General features: G+C 42.0%; 16 protein-coding genes. 7 read left to right on the forward strand and 9 right to left on the reverse strand.

Annotation, left to right across the window (positions count from 1 at the left end; translation table 11 throughout):
• Positions 1-413: 413 nt before the first annotated feature.
• From ACED48_RS01945 to ACED48_RS01955, 3 genes are all read right to left on the reverse strand, one after another.
• The gene (locus tag ACED48_RS01945; RefSeq protein ID WP_017057971.1) at positions 414-1,784 is read right to left on the reverse strand and encodes a YjiH family protein; all 1,371 of its coding nucleotides are present in this window, start codon (positions 1,782-1,784) and stop codon (positions 414-416) included.
• 231 nt (positions 1,785-2,015) lie between these two features.
• Positions 2,016-2,687, reverse strand: coding sequence for a YoaK family protein (locus ACED48_RS01950; protein WP_017057972.1), 672 nt, complete (start codon positions 2,685-2,687; stop codon positions 2,016-2,018).
• A gap of 253 nt (positions 2,688-2,940) precedes the next feature.
• Positions 2,941-3,360 (reverse strand): GFA family protein, encoded by a 420-nt coding sequence (locus tag ACED48_RS01955; protein ID WP_029627212.1) that lies wholly within the window; start codon positions 3,358-3,360, stop codon positions 2,941-2,943.
• 95 nt (positions 3,361-3,455) lie between these two features.
• On the opposite strand from ACED48_RS01955, the gene ACED48_RS01960 reads away from it, so the two are divergent.
• From ACED48_RS01960 to ACED48_RS01970, 3 genes are all read left to right on the forward strand, one after another.
• Positions 3,456-4,106 (forward strand): hypothetical protein, encoded by a 651-nt coding sequence (locus ACED48_RS01960; protein WP_017057974.1) that lies wholly within the window; start codon positions 3,456-3,458, stop codon positions 4,104-4,106.
• 122 nt (positions 4,107-4,228) lie between these two features.
• Positions 4,229-4,528 carry an isoamylase early set domain-containing protein gene (locus ACED48_RS01965; RefSeq protein WP_017057975.1) on the forward strand — a complete coding sequence of 100 codons (300 nt, stop codon included), beginning with the start codon at positions 4,229-4,231 and terminating at the stop codon, positions 4,526-4,528.
• 368 nt (positions 4,529-4,896) lie between these two features.
• A complete protein-coding gene (locus tag ACED48_RS01970) occupies positions 4,897-6,192 on the forward strand; it encodes a peptidoglycan DD-metalloendopeptidase family protein (protein WP_017057976.1) in 1,296 nt (431 codons plus the stop codon).
• A 116-nt stretch (positions 6,193-6,308) separates the two neighbouring features.
• On the opposite strand, the gene ACED48_RS01975 is transcribed toward ACED48_RS01970, so the two are convergent.
• Both ACED48_RS01975 and ACED48_RS01980 read right to left on the reverse strand, forming a co-directional pair.
• Positions 6,309-8,162, reverse strand: coding sequence for a bifunctional diguanylate cyclase/phosphodiesterase (locus ACED48_RS01975; RefSeq protein ID WP_017057977.1), 1,854 nt, complete (start codon positions 8,160-8,162; stop codon positions 6,309-6,311).
• 126 nt (positions 8,163-8,288) lie between these two features.
• Positions 8,289-9,185, reverse strand: a complete 897-nt coding sequence (locus ACED48_RS01980) for a LysR family transcriptional regulator (protein ID WP_017057978.1) — start codon at positions 9,183-9,185, stop codon at positions 8,289-8,291.
• 108 nt (positions 9,186-9,293) lie between these two features.
• Here ACED48_RS01980 and ACED48_RS01985 point away from each other — a divergent pair, with 108 nt between their 5' ends.
• The 3 genes from ACED48_RS01985 (at position 9,294) to ACED48_RS01995 (ending at position 11,272) form a co-directional block, all read left to right on the forward strand.
• Entirely contained in the window at positions 9,294-10,517 is a 1,224-nt protein-coding gene (locus ACED48_RS01985) for a multidrug effflux MFS transporter (RefSeq protein ID WP_017057979.1), read from the forward strand.
• A gap of 72 nt (positions 10,518-10,589) precedes the next feature.
• Positions 10,590-10,940: a hypothetical protein gene (locus ACED48_RS01990; protein ID WP_017057980.1), complete on the forward strand. Its 351-nt coding sequence runs from the start codon at positions 10,590-10,592 to the stop codon at positions 10,938-10,940.
• A gap of 197 nt (positions 10,941-11,137) precedes the next feature.
• Positions 11,138-11,272, forward strand: coding sequence for a hypothetical protein (locus ACED48_RS01995; RefSeq protein WP_017057981.1), 135 nt, complete (start codon positions 11,138-11,140; stop codon positions 11,270-11,272).
• A 162-nt stretch (positions 11,273-11,434) separates the two neighbouring features.
• Here the strand turns inward: ACED48_RS01995 and ACED48_RS02000 are convergent, their stop codons facing one another.
• From ACED48_RS02000 to ACED48_RS02010, 3 genes are all read right to left on the reverse strand, one after another.
• Entirely contained in the window at positions 11,435-12,052 is a 618-nt protein-coding gene (locus ACED48_RS02000) for a glutaredoxin domain-containing protein (RefSeq protein WP_017057982.1), read from the reverse strand.
• 69 nt (positions 12,053-12,121) lie between these two features.
• On the reverse strand, positions 12,122-13,012 hold the full coding sequence (locus tag ACED48_RS02005; RefSeq protein WP_017057983.1) for a DMT family transporter: 891 nt from the start codon (positions 13,010-13,012) through the stop codon (positions 12,122-12,124).
• 155 nt (positions 13,013-13,167) lie between these two features.
• Positions 13,168-14,172 carry a porin gene (locus ACED48_RS02010; RefSeq protein ID WP_017057984.1) on the reverse strand — a complete coding sequence of 335 codons (1,005 nt, stop codon included), beginning with the start codon at positions 14,170-14,172 and terminating at the stop codon, positions 13,168-13,170.
• A 377-nt stretch (positions 14,173-14,549) separates the two neighbouring features.
• Between ACED48_RS02010 and ACED48_RS02015 the strand changes: the two genes are divergently transcribed.
• Complete coding sequence (locus ACED48_RS02015) at positions 14,550-15,569, forward strand: succinylglutamate desuccinylase/aspartoacylase family protein (RefSeq protein ID WP_017057985.1); 1,020 nt, start codon at positions 14,550-14,552, stop codon at positions 15,567-15,569.
• A 129-nt stretch (positions 15,570-15,698) separates the two neighbouring features.
• On the opposite strand, the gene ACED48_RS02020 is transcribed toward ACED48_RS02015, so the two are convergent.
• On the reverse strand, positions 15,699-16,418 hold the full coding sequence (locus ACED48_RS02020) for a DsbA family protein (RefSeq protein WP_017057986.1): 720 nt from the start codon (positions 16,416-16,418) through the stop codon (positions 15,699-15,701).
• Between the last annotated feature and the right edge of the window lie 109 nt (positions 16,419-16,527).

Consider the following 16,527-nt stretch of genomic DNA (forward strand, 5'->3'; position numbering starts at 1 on the left):
ACAGGCTTTGCGAAGACTAAAGTTAATCGTGTTTTTCTAATTATATATATCGACGAAACTGAAATTTACTTGAATGTAAATTCACAAAATAGACTACAAAAATATAACAATTCACACAACATGAAAATCATTCAATCAAAGTATCGTTATTTTTATTATTCTATTCAATGATTTAAAGCTCAGTTCAGCCTGAGTTAGTTAACTTGAGTATTTATTAGTTAGACGTTTATGCGTGTGATTTTTTATTAAGAAAATAGGAAATGAGTCAATTCATATGAAATTAAATGATATGCCAGTTTTATATTTTGATAAGATTTAAAATGGGGATATGAATATATTCAGTAAAAAAAGCCTCACAAAAGTGAGGCTTTACAAAACTGTGTCTTTACTGATTTACATCAGTAGTCTCTAATTTAGAATATTAAATGAGCTACACCAGCGATAATTGGAAGTGTGATTAAAGTACGCAGAATAAAGATAATAAATAGCTCAAAGATGTTTACTGGAATCTTACTTCCGAGAAGCAGAGCGCCCACTTCAGACATGTAAATCAGTTGAGTGACTGACATAGCGGCAATAACAAAGCGAGTCATTTCATTGTCAATAGAAGCGGCAAGGATTGCTGGAATGAACATGTCCGCAAAACCAACGACGATAGTTTCAGACGCTGCTACCGCTTCTGGTACACCAAGTAGATCTAAGAATGGAATGAAAGGCTGACCTAGGATTGAGAACACAGACGTGTATTCCGCAATTACCAATGCCATGGTACCGAGACCCATAACAACAGGTAATACACCAAATACCATATCTACGGCGTTACGCACACCTTCAGAAAATACTGACTTAGCAGACTTAACCTGTGATGCCTTATTTACCGCTAACTCAAAACCCCAAGAAAATGTTGAGTGGCCAGCAGGGATCGCGTCAGCATCTTTGTTCGGCTTGCTACCATCAATGAAAGTATCTTTCTTCATGCTTAGTGGTGGAAGGCGAGGGATGATAACAGCTGCTACAATGCCAGCTAAACAGATCGCTGCGTAGAAAGGCAGGAATAGGTGTTCTAGCTCTACTTGTGCAATAACCACAAGGCTGAATGTAATAGATACTGCTGAGAAAGTGGTACCAACAACTGCTGCTTCACGTTGAGTATAGAATCTCTGCTCGTATTGTTTACTTGTCAGCAGAATACCAACACTACCGTCTCCTAACCAAGAAGCCATACAATCGATAGCACTGCGGCCCGGTAGGTTGAAGATCGGACGCATTACTTTACTTAGCAAGGTACCAAAAAGTTCTAATAGACCAAAGTTCAGTAGTAGGGGCAGTAGTAAACCAGCAAAGATAAATACGGAGAAAAGTGTTGGAAGCAAGCCCTCTAAGACTAGGCCGCCCGTATTTTCTTCCCAAATAATTTCGGGACCTATTTGGAAAAAAGTCATCAGCGCTGCAGCACCACCAATGAGGCGAACCGACAGCCATAAAGGAGAGGGGTTGAACAGACCGTTTAAAAATGAACTGGATGTAATGAATGTAGGCTTGAAAATCGTGCTCAATACTGAAGTGACAGACATAAAAGCAACGATCGCAGTGATAATAGAGACTAGATATTCACCGAAAACCGCTTGGATTGATTTCGCCAAGATAGCGACAGGGATGGTGAGATCACCTTGATAGCTGATTGGCGCCATGAAAAGGAATAAACCAATCAATGATGGGATTAAGAAAACCCAGAAACTGCCTTTAGATTTCTCTGTTGGATCAGTATTCGTGTTGTTAGACATGTTATTGTTCTCGAATTTCTACACGTAAAAAAGCCACATCCTTGGCATTTTTATCCACTAAACATCCGTATTTTCTTATAGGATGCAAGATTACCCAGTATTAATATCGCTTGCAATACTATTCATCAAATATCGCTAAATATTCAGGATGCTTATTCTGCGACTCTGCGTTACTTTGGAATAAAGTGTTGTGAATGTTACGTATCTTGAGGATATATTTCCAGATATTTATTAGTTAACTGGGGCTTCAGTTCGATAAGTTAAATAGAGCCAGTAGCTAAACGCAATAATAAAGGCAAAAGAGGCAGGGAAAGCCAGGGCTAATATTTCGAAGTGTTGGAATAAGCAAGCGCCAGTTAAGCCTCCAAATAGAAAACCGACGACGATGAACATCAGCAGTTTGGCTTTACGGCGATCAAAGGGCATACCTTTTAGGCGAGCGCCAATCATGATTCCAAGATCGGTAATGATTCCGCTCATGTGCGTAGTACGAATGATTGCGCCACTATAGGTGGTGATCATCGCATTCTGTAAACCACATGCGGCTGAAGCGAAGTATTGGCCAGAGGTGTAGCCTTGTAATAGTGCCCAAAGTGCCAAAAACAGCAACCCACCTTCAATACACAGTGCGACACCGTAGCGGCGTCCTAGCTTCAGAGCTTGGTTTTCAATAAAGAACCCGCTGAAAGCAGCGCCTAACATAAAGCTCATAATCACCAATAAAAGGTGCACGGAAGCCGAAGTTGGAGTGAGCAGGCTGCTGCCTAGTAAAGACATGGTGCCCGAAACATGGGATATGGCTTGATGTTGGAAGCCAAGTAATCCAATAGAATTAACGCTACCGGCAAGGCCTGCTAAGAGTAAAGCACCGTATTCAACCCAACGAGGTAGCTTAGAAATCATGTGGTTCACTCCGGGTTAAATAGAGGAACAAGATTATAACGCTCGCAAAAAGATACGCTAGTGTTGTAGGGCATTCATGTTTGATCTTAGGCAACAGTATTGCAGTTTGTTTCGATGAAGCATTGTTATAATGCGGACTGTCGCTACTAAGATACTGTAGCTATTACACAGCCTGTCGCTCAAAAGAAGTTTGTCGTTATAAAAAGTGCACCGTTATATAAAGACAAAGATAAGGATAAAGATCAGTTACAAGCTAGTTGTAATGGCTCATTTGGTGCTCAAACTTAACCCAGCCGTATTTACGTTCTTCATAAACGGAAAAGCTAGGAAGTGGAAAATCTTGTTCTTTAAATAGCCCGAGTGGGACGACATAAAAATCGACGGCGGCAACGGATTGTAAAAGCATGGTGGTGCCACACTGAGGGCAAAATTGATAAGTGACTTCACTGCCCGTATCGCTGATGCGTGAAAAATAGGTCACTTCTCCGCTCAGTGTGACCTGTTCAATTGGGAACCGAGCTTGAACGCCGAACACACTTCCAGTACGTTTCTGACACTCATAGCAATGACATACAGAGGTTCGCTGGGGCTCACCTCGACATACTAGGTTGACTGCTCCACAGCGGCATTCACAACTTCTGATATTTCTATCTTTAATATGCTTGATATCCATCTATGTTTCACTTCTGGTTAACCCTGTATTGATAATTATACTAAAGCCCTTTATGGTCTGCACAACTGGATGAAAACAAAAGAATACAATTGCTCATGAAAAAGAAAATCTTACCTATACCTCTGATTTTACTGATTCCTATCGTCATGTTATTTGTGGTCATATTGGCGGGTGTTTATCGCTTTAGTTTAAGTGATGAAGAGATTTTGGCGAAGTTTCCTTCTTCACAAGTCAGTTATGATCCCGTGGTTGAAACCGTTTTTGATTTGAAGACCACTAACCCATGGACAATTAAAGTTCCTGAAACCAACGCATACGCCTTTATTAATGAAGTCGACGTGCCAAAAGCAATCGCGTTTGGTCGTTATGACTCTGGTGTTGAGCGCGGTGTAGCAACCGTCGATACAAAAAGCCTGGCAGCCGTGACGCTAGGCGAAGCGAATTTCTTTGTTACACCTATGTGGATATCGAATCAAGGCAGCGGCGTATTCTATTACCTTGGCCTCTTTAAGCATGACCAGCAACGAAGCCGTGTGGTGTTGGTTGACCAACTTTTCTTGGGTGATCGCGTGAAAATTCAGACTTTAGATGCTGCCCAACAGTCAGATTCAAAATCACAGAATAAACTCACAGGGCAAGGTTTTATCGGTTTTACTCAACATTCTGCGGAACAATCATTTGCAGAAACCCCTTCTGAAAAGGTGTTAATGAGTTTTTCTTTTGATACACAATCAATTGGTAAGTAATAACATTTTTGCGAGCACAAGGATGTGTTGTTTATGTGAGTCAAATTACATATTATCTTAATAGATTGAATGAAATTTAGACACTCTTTGTGTCTGCTTACTTTTACAAATGGAGCTTGCGAATGATTAGTAAACGTTTTTTTAAGACGAAAGACGAAGTTGAAGTGACCTTTGAGCTAGAAGCTCAAGAAGCGAACTCAGTATTCATCGTTGCTGACTTTCTTGATTGGAAAGCCACGCCAATGAAAAAAATGGCGAAAGGGAAAGTGTACAAATTCAAAACTCGCCTACCTAAAGATGGCGAGTTTCAATTTCGCTACTTAGTTGATGGTCAACAATGGGTGAATGACGAGAATGCTGACCGTTATATCCCTAACGAATTTGGTCAAGACAACTGTTTGGTATCGACGATTCCAGCCTAATTTCTGGACACTTATTGTAAGCATAAGGCTGTGTTTTTCGGTTCAAATCGTTTTACTTTAATAGTGAGAAGGGATTGGTGAGTTAAGGTCGCGATTTGCTTAATAACAGCAATTAATGCGCGGTGTTTATTAATTGTTCGATACAAAATAACGTAGATAAATAAAAAGCAGTAGCTAGCCGTTTCTGCTTTTTTATTTCTCAATTTAGCTGTTAATTTTATTTATAGTGAAACGATTTTTCACTTTTTATAACTCAATGACTTAGCGGGATAGAGCAAGATTCGCATCATATTATTGCAATGTATTGATGATTTATGCGTCCGAAAAGCATATCCTATGCTTTTATATCGTAGAAAGACTTGTTTACCGTGTATTCAAAAATATTTCCCTCTCCGTTTGCTGAGCTTTCACCTGTAAAAAAAGTAGCTATTTTAGGACTGCCACTTATTGCAGCGATTGGTGTTGCTCTGCAATCGTCACAATCGGATCTGACGAAAACGATCGATCTTGATTTACCCGACTCAACCGTTATTGAGTCTATTCTGTTACCTTCTTCTGTTGCTGTTGTTATTGAGCCGCCGACGTTTGAGTATCAAATTCAAACGGGTGATAACTTGAGTAGCATCTTCAATCAGCTTGGATTTTCTTATAAATCTATGATGAGCGTGATGGAGACCGATTTGAACTTTCTTGCGTTGGACACGCTTCGCCCAGGTAACACATTGCGCTTTTGGCGTGATGAGGCAACAGGCGAGCTTTCCAAAATGGAGCTTAAATTTAGCGTTGCTGACAAAGTTGTTTATCGACGACTTGAAGATGGCAACTATGAATTCGAAGATATCTCTATTCCTGGTGACTGGAAGCAAAAGCCTCTAGTGGGTAATATTCAAGGCAGTTTCTCTATGTCGGCAAATAAAGCTGGCCTGAACAGTATCGAGATTGATCATATTGTTACTCTGCTTAAGGATAAGCTGAATTTTAGCAGAGATTTACGTGCAGGCGATCAATTTGAAGTGCTTCAGAAAGCACAATTTGTCGATGGTGTTGCTACCGGAAAACGTGAAATTGAAGCCATTAAGATCATGAATCGTAACCGTGTGGTGTCTGCGTATTTACATACCGACGGACAATATTATGATGCTAATGGTGATAGCTTACAACGCGCGTTCCAACGTTACCCTGTGAGCAGTGGTTGGCGTCAAAGTTCTCAATTTAACCCTAAGCGCTTGCACCCAGTGACAGGTCGAGTTTCACCACATAATGGTACGGATTTCGCGACGCCAATTGGTACGCCAGTTCAAGCAACGGGTGATGGCAAAGTGGTGATGACTCGTAAGCATCCATACGCGGGTAACTACGTGGTTATTCAACACAGCAGCACTTACAAAACGCGCTATTTACATTTGAGCAAGATCCTCGTTCGTAAAGGGCAAACGGTATCTCGTGGTCAGCGTATTGGTTTGTCCGGTAAAACTGGCCGAGTGACTGGCCCGCACCTACATTACGAATTGATCGAACGCGGTCGTCCTGTCGACGCGATGAGAGCGAATATCCCGATGGCCAATTCTGTACCTCAAAAAGAAAAAGCAACGTTTGTGGCCGCTAGAGATGAGGCAGATAAGTTATTAAAGAAAGCTCTGGAAACTCAGTCTAACAATAGTTAACTGATGTACTCCTTTGTATTCCCAAAAGCCACGAATTCTTTACTAAATATGTAAGTATCTAGTAATGCTTCGTGGCTTTTTGATCTTTGGATAAGGTATAGCTCTGGCCTAGCTTTTTAGGTCATGAGAGATTCTGAGTGAATAACATAACTGATGATAGCTTCTGGTCGCATAGGCGGTGAGTAGAGGTACCCTTGGATCTTGTCACATCCCATGGCGTGCAATTTTTCTAATTGCTCACGTTTCTCAACGCCCTCTGCAACTAATGACAAATCAAGCCTATGAGCCAATTGAATAATCAGCCAAACAACACTCTCAGATGTCGAATTCGTTAGCAGGTTTCGAATAAAGGTTGCATCAATTTTGATGCAATCGATAGGGTAACTGTGGATGTAATTCAAACTCGAGTAACCAGTACCGAAATCGTCTAACGCGATCGAAAAGCCTTGCTCTCGTAGATAGTTGAGTGCCGATTTTGTCTCTTTGGTGGGAGATAGCAGCACCGTTTCAGTTAGCTCGATAACAAACTCATTTGCTTTAAAGTTATGTCTCTCAATGGTTCGAGTGAGATAGGAGATGTAACGCTTAGAATCGCTAAGCTCATGAGCCGAACAGTTTATCCCAAGCTTAATTTTATAGCCTAACCCCTTTTCTAATGTTGTTTTTGCGCGACAAACCAGATCGATAATATGTTCACCCAGTTCAACAATAAGACCAGACTCTTCTGCGACTTTGATGAACTCCATTGGCGATACATTGCCATGCTTAGCCGTTTTCCAACGAGTGAGTACCTCGAAGTATTCCCATTGCTTTTCACTTTGACCAACGATTGGCTGCACAACCACGTACATTTCATTGTCATTTCCATTCGGTGTAAAGCTAGGTGAAGTTGCACTTTCAAGTTCATTTCGTAAAGCCGCAACCAACTCCGTTTTTCTTTGATAGCGAGATATTAGATGGGTGTCATAACATTGAATGTGAGTATCTTGTCTTTGCTTGCACTCTTTTAGAGCCAAACTGGTGTTAAAAATTATTTGTTCTACGTCTTTGTTGCTCCCTTCCGAGCGAGCAATACCAATGCTGATGTCGAAAGCGACTTTCATATCGACGCTATTGTAACCCTTTTTTATTTTGGCCAATATCTGCTCACAGATAAAAATAGGGTCTGAATGGTAGGTAATGAAGGCAAATTCGTTTCCTGCCGTCCGGAAAGTCAGATTGTTCTCGGGTATGGTTCGGCGTAAGGTCTCTGCTACGTACTGAAGCACTTTATCGCCAATATAATTACCGTGCATATCATTAATGGCTTTGAAACTATTTACGTCGAGCAAGGCTAATGTGAATGGGGTGCTTCTCTGTTGAGTAATCGATTCCAAAGTGTCCGATAAGCAACTTCGGTTTAGTAACCCAGTTAAGCTATCGTGTGATACTTCATAACTGAGTTGATTGACCAGTTGCTCAGAACGCTCGTTGAACCATATTTCCCTTAGTGTGTGGATGACGATGTTTGCGAAAAGTTGATGGTGTTTAATCACGTTTTGCAACTGATTCGGGTTAAGAGGAGAAGTAAACGTAGAAAACAGCACACCCATGACCTCGCCACTCTGAGTTCGAGTAGGGATTGCAATTGAGTTCTGTGAGGTGATTTCCTGCTTAAATGCCGATGTAGGCAACGACTGAATGATATATTGAGCGAATGAACAGTCTGGGTGCTGTTGATGGACAGCTTGTTGGTAGATGTGACCGTGACGTGCGTTGATTTTATCATGTAGTACATGGTCCGAATGAGCTATAACCAAAGGAACCATCTGATCTGGAAAGTACTTTTTCTCAATGATGGTGGTGTATTGAGTGCCGAACATTTGGTGCAAAATGAGCACGGCCGACTCTAGAAGGTCGATACCTTCTAATTTAAGTAAACGACCAATGCGTTCTGCATCTATCATGCTGTTATGCGTATGTTGAGTCATAGTCACCATCCGTAGTTAACCAGAACCTATTTGTAAGCTGTATATGTGCATACTTGTATAATATTTATGCGTCTAGTTTATTATTGGCCGTGTTGTATAACTTTTCAAATTTAAATGTGATTTATTTCACAGAGCCAGAGTACTGCGCTCTTTGTCTAATCGATCTTTCAGATGGTCCAAAAACAGCTTGGTTCGTGTATGTGAGTAATCAAGCTTAGGGTAGTAAGCGTAAACCATCACTTCATCAGCCGTGATATTTGGCAATACTGGAACTAATGTCCCTTGCTTGAGCTCTTCTTTTATCATCGCGTTAATGGTCAGAAGTATTCCCATTCCTCGTTTGGCAGCATGAAAAAGTGCTTCTGGGTTGGTGGTTGCAAAGTTCCCGTTCAAGGTAACCCTTTGGCCTTTGGTTAGCGTTACTTCTCGAATCGGGCGCTCGCCCCAGATCAATGAGTTATGCCGTTCTAAATCCTGCTCGCAGGTAGGGTGACCATGTTTTGTTAGATAGTCGGGTGATGCATAAAAGCTGGCTTTGTGTTCGAAAAGCGGGGTTTTCTTAAAGCTTAATGAATTGAGTTGTTCTAGCTCACGACTGATCACGAGATCCAAGCCTAGTTCAGGTAATTGACCCGGAGTCGTGGTGATAAGTTGTACTCTTATGTCTGGATATTTCTCCAAAAAATCATCTAAGTACTGAACTAAGAATTTAGAACCAACCGCAATGGTAGCCCCAACTTTTAATAGGCCAGCAGGGGTTTGGTTAACCGAGCGAGTTTCATCAATAATGGACTGCCAACTATCGAGCTGATCTTTCGCTCGTTGATAGAAAAGTGCACCGGCCTCGGTTTGGCTGATAGATCGAGTGGTGCGCTTTAAAAGTTGGGTGCCGATGCGCTCTTCTAGCCAGTTTACTCTTTTGCTGATCGCTGAGCTGGTGGTATTGAGTTTGCGCGCCGCGCCATTGAAGCTGCCTTCTTCCACCACTTTTACATAACTTTTTACGTTAAGAATCCAATCCATATTATTTCCTATCTGGACCTAATTAAATTCCAATTTGGTTAATTATCAATTATTGGTTTTGAATGTAAACTTATTTTATGAATGAAAATCGAACGAATAGGGAATTTTTTGAGCCAATTGATCTTTAAAAAAACGCCGTTATTTTTAGCGATGATGATCATTGCTACGGGACAAGTAGGTGTGAGTATCTACTTGCCAGCACTGCCGTTAATTTCTTCTGACTTAAGTGTTACTCAGGTAGAAGTACAACTACTCGTCACGTTGTTTCTGGTTGGGTTTGGTTTGTCTCAGCTATTTTACGGGCCGATGTCTGATGCGGTAGGAAGAAGGCCTATCTTCTTGTTGGGTCAGGGGATTTATCTGATTGGTACCGTTGTTTGTTTCGTATTTTCCGACAATATGATGGCGTTGGAAGTCGGCCGGTTACTTCAAGGTTTAGGGGCGGGTAGCGCCTCGGTTCTAGGGCGAAGTGTGCTTCGTGATAGCTATGATGGTTCTCAGCTTACCAAAGCGTTGTCTTATATCTCCATTACCGCTTCGATCATGCCAATTATTGCGCCGGTATTTGGTGGTTGGATTTCATTTCATCTCGGTTGGCAGGCGGTGTTCCTGTTCGTTTTATTGTACTTATTAGCGATATTCACGCTGGGTTACTTTGTTCTGCATGAAACTTTGCCATACAGAAAGAGCCGTTTTGATGCCTGCCAGGTGGTGAAGAACTACGGGCACTTGTTGACCAATCGCCAAGTGTTGACCAGTGCCAGTTATAACTGGATGAGCTATATGGCGAGTTTGGTTTCGTTGTCGTTGTTTCCATTCTTAATGCAAGAGCAATTGGGTTTGACTGCGGCCGAATATGGTTCTTTGATGATTGTGCCTTCAGCAGGGTTATTGATTGGGAGCGTGACGTTAAACTTACTTCATCGTAGGTTTAGTACACCGCAGCTGATGAGCCTTGCGATTTTGATTGTTATGGCTTCAGGAAGTTGGTTGCTTACGCATGAGCTAACAATTTTCAATCTAGTATGGTCATTTACTTGGTTGGCGATAGCTCAGGGAATATCGTTCCCGCTTTCTATCAGCATGTTGCTGGAGCCTCATAAAAATCAAGCGGGTGCAGTTTCTGCTCTGTCAGGCTCAATTCAGATGTGTTTGGCAGGTTTATTAGGTGGATACTTGGTTGAAAGTTGGGTGAAAAATCACCTGCAACTCGGCGTATTTTACTTGGTCATTGGGACTATTATGGGAGGAGTGCTTTGGTCTTCAGTCAGAATGGACAAGAAATTTGGTGCAACAGAGGTTGAATACAGTTCAACAACGAGCACTCCATAGTTCATCGTTAAAGCGTTGTATTTATGTTGATGGTTTCCTACAATACTTCGGTCCACTTAATAGGTAAAAAACATGCAGCAAAATGAATTTGAAGTACTGGTAAAAGCTATTTGCGCACTAGATGGCCTGCCTCAAGCGCTTGAGCTATTGAAATCTAATGAGGACACTGAAGTCGCTGAGGCTGCCGCATCACTGACTGGTCAATTTGCGCTAGCGGAAGTAGAAGGTGAAAAACGTATTTACCACGTGACGCTTCAAGAAAACGAACAGGGTGAAGAGCAAGAGTACATCGAACATGTTATGAATGAAGGCGATGACTTAATCAAATTTGCAGCTTGGTTCTTTGAAACTATGTTCGAATTAAAGCAAAAAGACACATACCAAATTGCGGGTAAAACTTACAGACAGCCAAAGCGCAGCTAGGTTTCTAAGCAATTAGGTTTCTAGAAAAACTATTTTTAAAGCAGCTCTCTTGAGCTGCTTTTTTATGGATGTTTAAATGAATATTTTGATTGTAATTTAATGTGTCTGTTACATTAAAGTGTGATTTAAGTCTTGTTTTTGGGCGTTTTAAGTGTAGAATCCGCGAACAATGAAGTTGATTAAGTGCGGAGATAAGCATGAACTACGAACTAGGCAATGTATACCTTGGTCAAATTGCAGCAAAAAACATGATGCACGAAGCGTTATACGGCAAGCCAAAGCCAAAGAAACCATCGTTCTTTAAGCGAATGAAGCAGAAAATGGCTAAATAAGCACTTTCCCAAACGGAATTTTAAAAGGCCTTAAACTCATTGCAGTTTAAGGCCTTTTTCGTTTTAGCTATCGATGACTTTTATGGCTCTGTTTTGTTGTGGATAGGTACAACAAAACACTGATTAGTTAATTATCGGAATTCTAACTCTCTCTAAGCAAGATCAGCTTGCCGATTGATTAGATAAATCGACAACATTGTTTGGAATTGAATCTAGACCATTTTCTTTCATCCATGTTTCTAAGTTGTCTGCACCGCCGATGTATGTTCCATCAAGCCAAATCTGAGGAACGGTCACTGGTGTTTTCTCACCAATGTGCGCTTTCACCTCTGGGATCATACGATATAAAGCGGCGCTGTCTTTTACGACATCGTAGTATTGGTATTCAACCCCCGCTTCATCCAGCATTTTTTTTGCCTTAACGCAGAATGGACAGGTCGCTTTGCCATAAACGATATTGCCCTTTAGGTTGTCTCGTTTGGTCCACTCTTTGATGACTGACTGAATTAGCACGCCACGATTAAGCGCTTCACCTTGGCTGACGACCTTACCTTCAACAACAAGGATAGGTGCATGCCAAGAACCGAGTTTTAGCGGTTCCCACCAGTGAGATAACCAATCTTTCACTTCTAGTTCTACATCGACATCGGCTAATTCATTCTCAAAAGTATCCTCTAGAATGTCTTTGGTAAGGGTACATTCTCCACATGGGATGTTTACTTTAAATGGCCCCCAGCTGCCTGCCCAACGGTATAGTGTAATCTTGACTGGTTTCTTCATGGTTACGGTCTCGCTTAAAGTTCTCTTATCAATATAGAACGGGCTGTAGAAGTATTTATTTCATTGGCCTTAAAGTTTATTAACTTTCGCCGGCTTTTTTGTTTCCCAGTGAGTAATAAACGCAACAGATGCAATAATAATTGCCGCCCCTAACCATAAGCGCCCTGGTGGAACCCAGCTGAAGACCAGCCAACCAGCCAGTACATTGAGTGGCAATTTCGCGTGATCAAACGGTTGAACAAAAGAAGCGTCAGCGACGGAATATGCTTTTACAATCGCCCATTGAGCCAGTGCCGTCATTACACCGATAACGATTAAGATAACCCAAATGGTCCCGCCGCTTGGTGTTTGCCAATCAGGCACGGCCAACAAGATGTTAAATGGCGTGATCAATAGCAAAAGGTAAACCACCATGGTCGAAGGACTGTCTTGTGAAGAGAGCTTTTTCACCATCAGTGAATAGCATGCCCAAAAGAAAGCCGCGCCAACCGGCAGTAACGTTGCCCAGCTAAAATCTTCGGACCATGGTTCGAGAATAACCATAGCACCGGCGAAGCCTGCCAAGGTTGCGCCCCAACGAGCTGCGCCCACTTTCTCTTTGAGGAAAAGCCCAGAACCTATGGTTGCAAACAATGGCGAAGTCATGAGAAGAGCAATACCTTGCCAAATAGGTACAGGGTAAGCTAACGCCCATATCCAAAGCTGAATACCGATAACCGATAAAAAAACACGAAATACATGCAGTTTGAGGTTATCGGTTCTGAGCGCGCGACGAATGCCTAACGTTTTTAAGTAAGGAAGAATGGCGAACAACGCGATGGCGTATTGAATGACAGCGACGGTGGTAGAGGTCAGTCCGAAGTGAATGCTCGCGATTTGGGTTAGGCTATTAATCACGGCAAAGGCTAAACCAGCGGTTAGCATCCAGCTAGCGCCTTGGATCGGATGGTGTTGTGACATGATGCTTCTAATTGTTTGATATGGTTTGTCGTATGATACGGATTTAACACCACGAAACCAGAAAAAGCATTGCTGAAGTTGGTTAGAATATTTGAATAACAAAAAAGGTTGAGCAAATGCTCAACCTTTCTATTTATAGCTAAAGTAAATCTAGATTAGAAGTCGTAACGTACACCTAGACGAAGTGTATCTTCGCCTTGAGTGGTTAGGCCTGTCGTCGCATCTTTCACTTCGTCTAAGTTGTTTAGTTGGTAAGCAATGTATGTGCGAATTGATTTGTTGAATTTGTAAGTACCCGTTAACTCGAAGAAGTCAGCGGTATCTACGGTTACGTTTTGAGACGCATCTTCTTCTTGTTTTTGGTAAAGAGCTGCGAGTTCAAACTGACTGGTTAGTTTGTACTTCGCGGCAACTTCTACACCAGAGAATTCAGTGTTAGCCTTGTCGTCAAGGTCGCCCATCGTATAAGTTGCACCTAAGTACAGGGCATCCAATTTATAGTTAATACCAGCGATTACCGCCGTTGCTGAACCATTTCCAGCCCCGTTGTCATTGCCTGAATAACCAAGGCCAAAACCTAACCCCATAGGTAGAGTGTAAATACCAGAGACACCGTAACCGTTTGTATCTTTGTCTTCACCAGCAATTAAACTTCCTTTTAAAGAAAGAGCATCAGCATCGTAAGCATATACAAACGTGTTGTTGACTTGCTCGTCGCCGGCATTAATGAAGGCTTTTTGATCACCAGAGAAAATGGTAACGTCCGACATTTCTGAAATTTGAGCTGCTGCTGTATCTTGGCGACCTACCGATACTGCACCGAAGTCACCTTCAAAGCCCGCATACATATAACGTTGCTTAAAGTTATCGGTTTCATCATTGTCAGCTGAGGAGTTTACGCTTTGTTCTGCTTCGTAGAAGCCAAAGCCAGATAAGCTATCGTTGATTTCTGTATTACCACCAACATTTAAGCGAACACGGCTCTTGTTTTTCATTGAACCGTCTATTTCAGCACCACCTGAACCGATGAAATCACCACGGAATTCTGCACGACCGCCAATTTTAAGTTCAGTACCATCAGAGCTGTAAACGGTTGCTGCTAGAGATGAACCTGAAACTAGTGCCGCTACCACTGCAGAAGCTAGAACTGCCTTTTTCATAATCACTTACCTTATATTTTAAATATCCGCGAGCAATGTGCCCTTCGTTTCGATATGAAGCTAATTTAGAGCAGATAAATTAAGCTTTCATTTCTATAGAATTACATTTTCGTGAATGAGGAACTTTTTAAGTGTTGATTTTATTGCACTTTTACTTCAATTGGTTGAGTGGTTTGTAAATAGACATACAAGCTTGAAGTTTTGCAACCGTCTCTTTGAAGGGCTTACTTTGAAATATGTGAGAATAATATGAACGGAGTTTACGTATCGAGTAGAGCCTGCGGATCAATTAACTGCTTGTACTGGTTACGATATCCTCTATGATGCAAAAACTTAAAAAGAGAATATATTTTGCTCAACAAGACGGAGAAAGTTGGATGAAAACAGAGTACTTAGGCGATGTTCTACAAGGTAGACAGGTTATTGGCTCCTTGAATGTTGAAGACCTACCCGTTGGAGCGCATCAGTTTTGGTTCCAAGTGACCAGTGATGGGCTCGGGCAACCTAAAAACATGCCAGTTTCTGTTTTCAAAGGCAGCCAAGATGGCCCTAAGCTTATGGTTACCGCTGGTATTCATGGCGATGAACTCAATGGTGTACTGGCTGCACAACAAATTATTAGAGACTTGGTGGGTAAAACACTGAAAGGTACGGTGACAATTGTGCCTACGGTGAATTTGTCTGGTTTGCTAAATCACAGTCGTGACTTCATCTCTTCCGACCCGGGTTCATGCCCTGCCAACCTCAACCGACTCTTTCCTGGTGATGCCCACGGACTAGCAGCGGAACGCTTTGTTGCGTCACTGTGGGAGCGCTTACTCAAGCACAATGCAACATTTGCCGTTGACCTCCACACCCAAACTCGTGGTGCGGTATACCCACTTTATGTTTTCGCTGATTATCGAATCGAGCAATGTTTGGAGATGGCGAGACTGATGCAACCAGATTGTGTTCTTAATGATCCCGGCGACCCTGGGATTCTTGAAACAGTTTGGAATCGCAGTGGTATTCCGAGCATCACTGTAGAAGTCGGGATGGGTAAGTTTACTCAACCAGACATGATTCAAAGAGCGGTAGATGGCGTATTAAATATGCTCTCCTATTACGAGATGCTTGAGGTCGATGGACAACATCCGTTAGAGACAAAGCAACTGCCAAGCATGGATTGGATTGAAGGCAACAACGTTGTGTCCATTCGCGCTGATATTGGTGGTTTTGTTCTGCCTCAGGTCGAGCTTTTGCAAAGCGTGGAGCAAGATGATCTGTTAGCCATCCAATATGATGCGTTTGGCAATGAATGTCGTCGTTATCACGCGCCGTCTTCTGGTCGTGTACTCAGTTATAACGTGGATGCACTAAGAGAGCCGGGTGCGTTGGTGTGCCGCTTATTGAGCTAGTAATAAGTTAGACAGTGGCTAGGTTTGCCATTCGAAACGCATAAAAAAGCCTACTGCGGGTTAACGCAAGTAGGCTTTATCAATTTCATCTTCAATTTTTGCTAAGACTCACAACCTTTCTACACTCGATTAGAAAGCGTCATCCACGATGTCTTTTAGTCGGTCGTAAGGCACATAGCCTGGTAAGACCTGGCCATTCATCATCAGCGTTGGTGTGCCTGTTAAACCTAATGCGCTAAAGGTTTGATGATTTGTCATCAGTGTGTTGCTTTGGTCTGAAGTGGTGTTCAGTTGTGCTTCTGTTCCTGTTTTCTTTGCCACAGCTTGCAGTGAAGCCTTTGTATGGAGGCCGCTTTTCGCCATCAATAACCTATCAACTTCAGTAAAGGCTTCGCGGTTATCTTTCCAAACCTTCATAGCGTATAGAGCGGCATTAGTATTGAGGTTGTCTACTTGTTGTTGCTTAAACGATACATATACATTAATAATTTTGATATCACTATTTTCAGAAGCTAACTGAACCAAACCTTTTTCCAAACGTTTACAGAATGGGCAATTATAGTCGGTAAAGTTAATGATTACCGATTTTCCATCTGGGTTTCCTGTGATTGGGTGCGCGTCATTGCTGTACAGCCAGTCGTGGCTTTCCGCTTGGGCTTTCTGCACTTGTGCTTGGCTCGCGACATACTGCTCTAAACTGGTATGCAGACCCGAAATAGTAGAAGGGTTCTCTTTTAGAAACTGATTAATTTCTTCAAGCTGTTGAGTTTGCTCTTTATTTAACTCGGCAAAGGCATTAGCACTCATTAGTGAACCCAAAATCAGTGTGCTTATCAGATGTTTTTTCATGTTATTTGTTCTCTCATTCTTGATAATTGTGCGCGTTTATTGGGTCGCGCTCGCGATAATTATATTGTTTGTTAAATTGGCTTAATCGATTTATTTGCTTTGCTCTGCT

It is taken from the genome of Vibrio sp. 5S239 (assembly GCF_041439575.1).
In the GTDB taxonomy this organism is placed as follows: Bacteria; Pseudomonadota; Gammaproteobacteria; order Enterobacterales; family Vibrionaceae; genus Vibrio; species Vibrio kanaloae.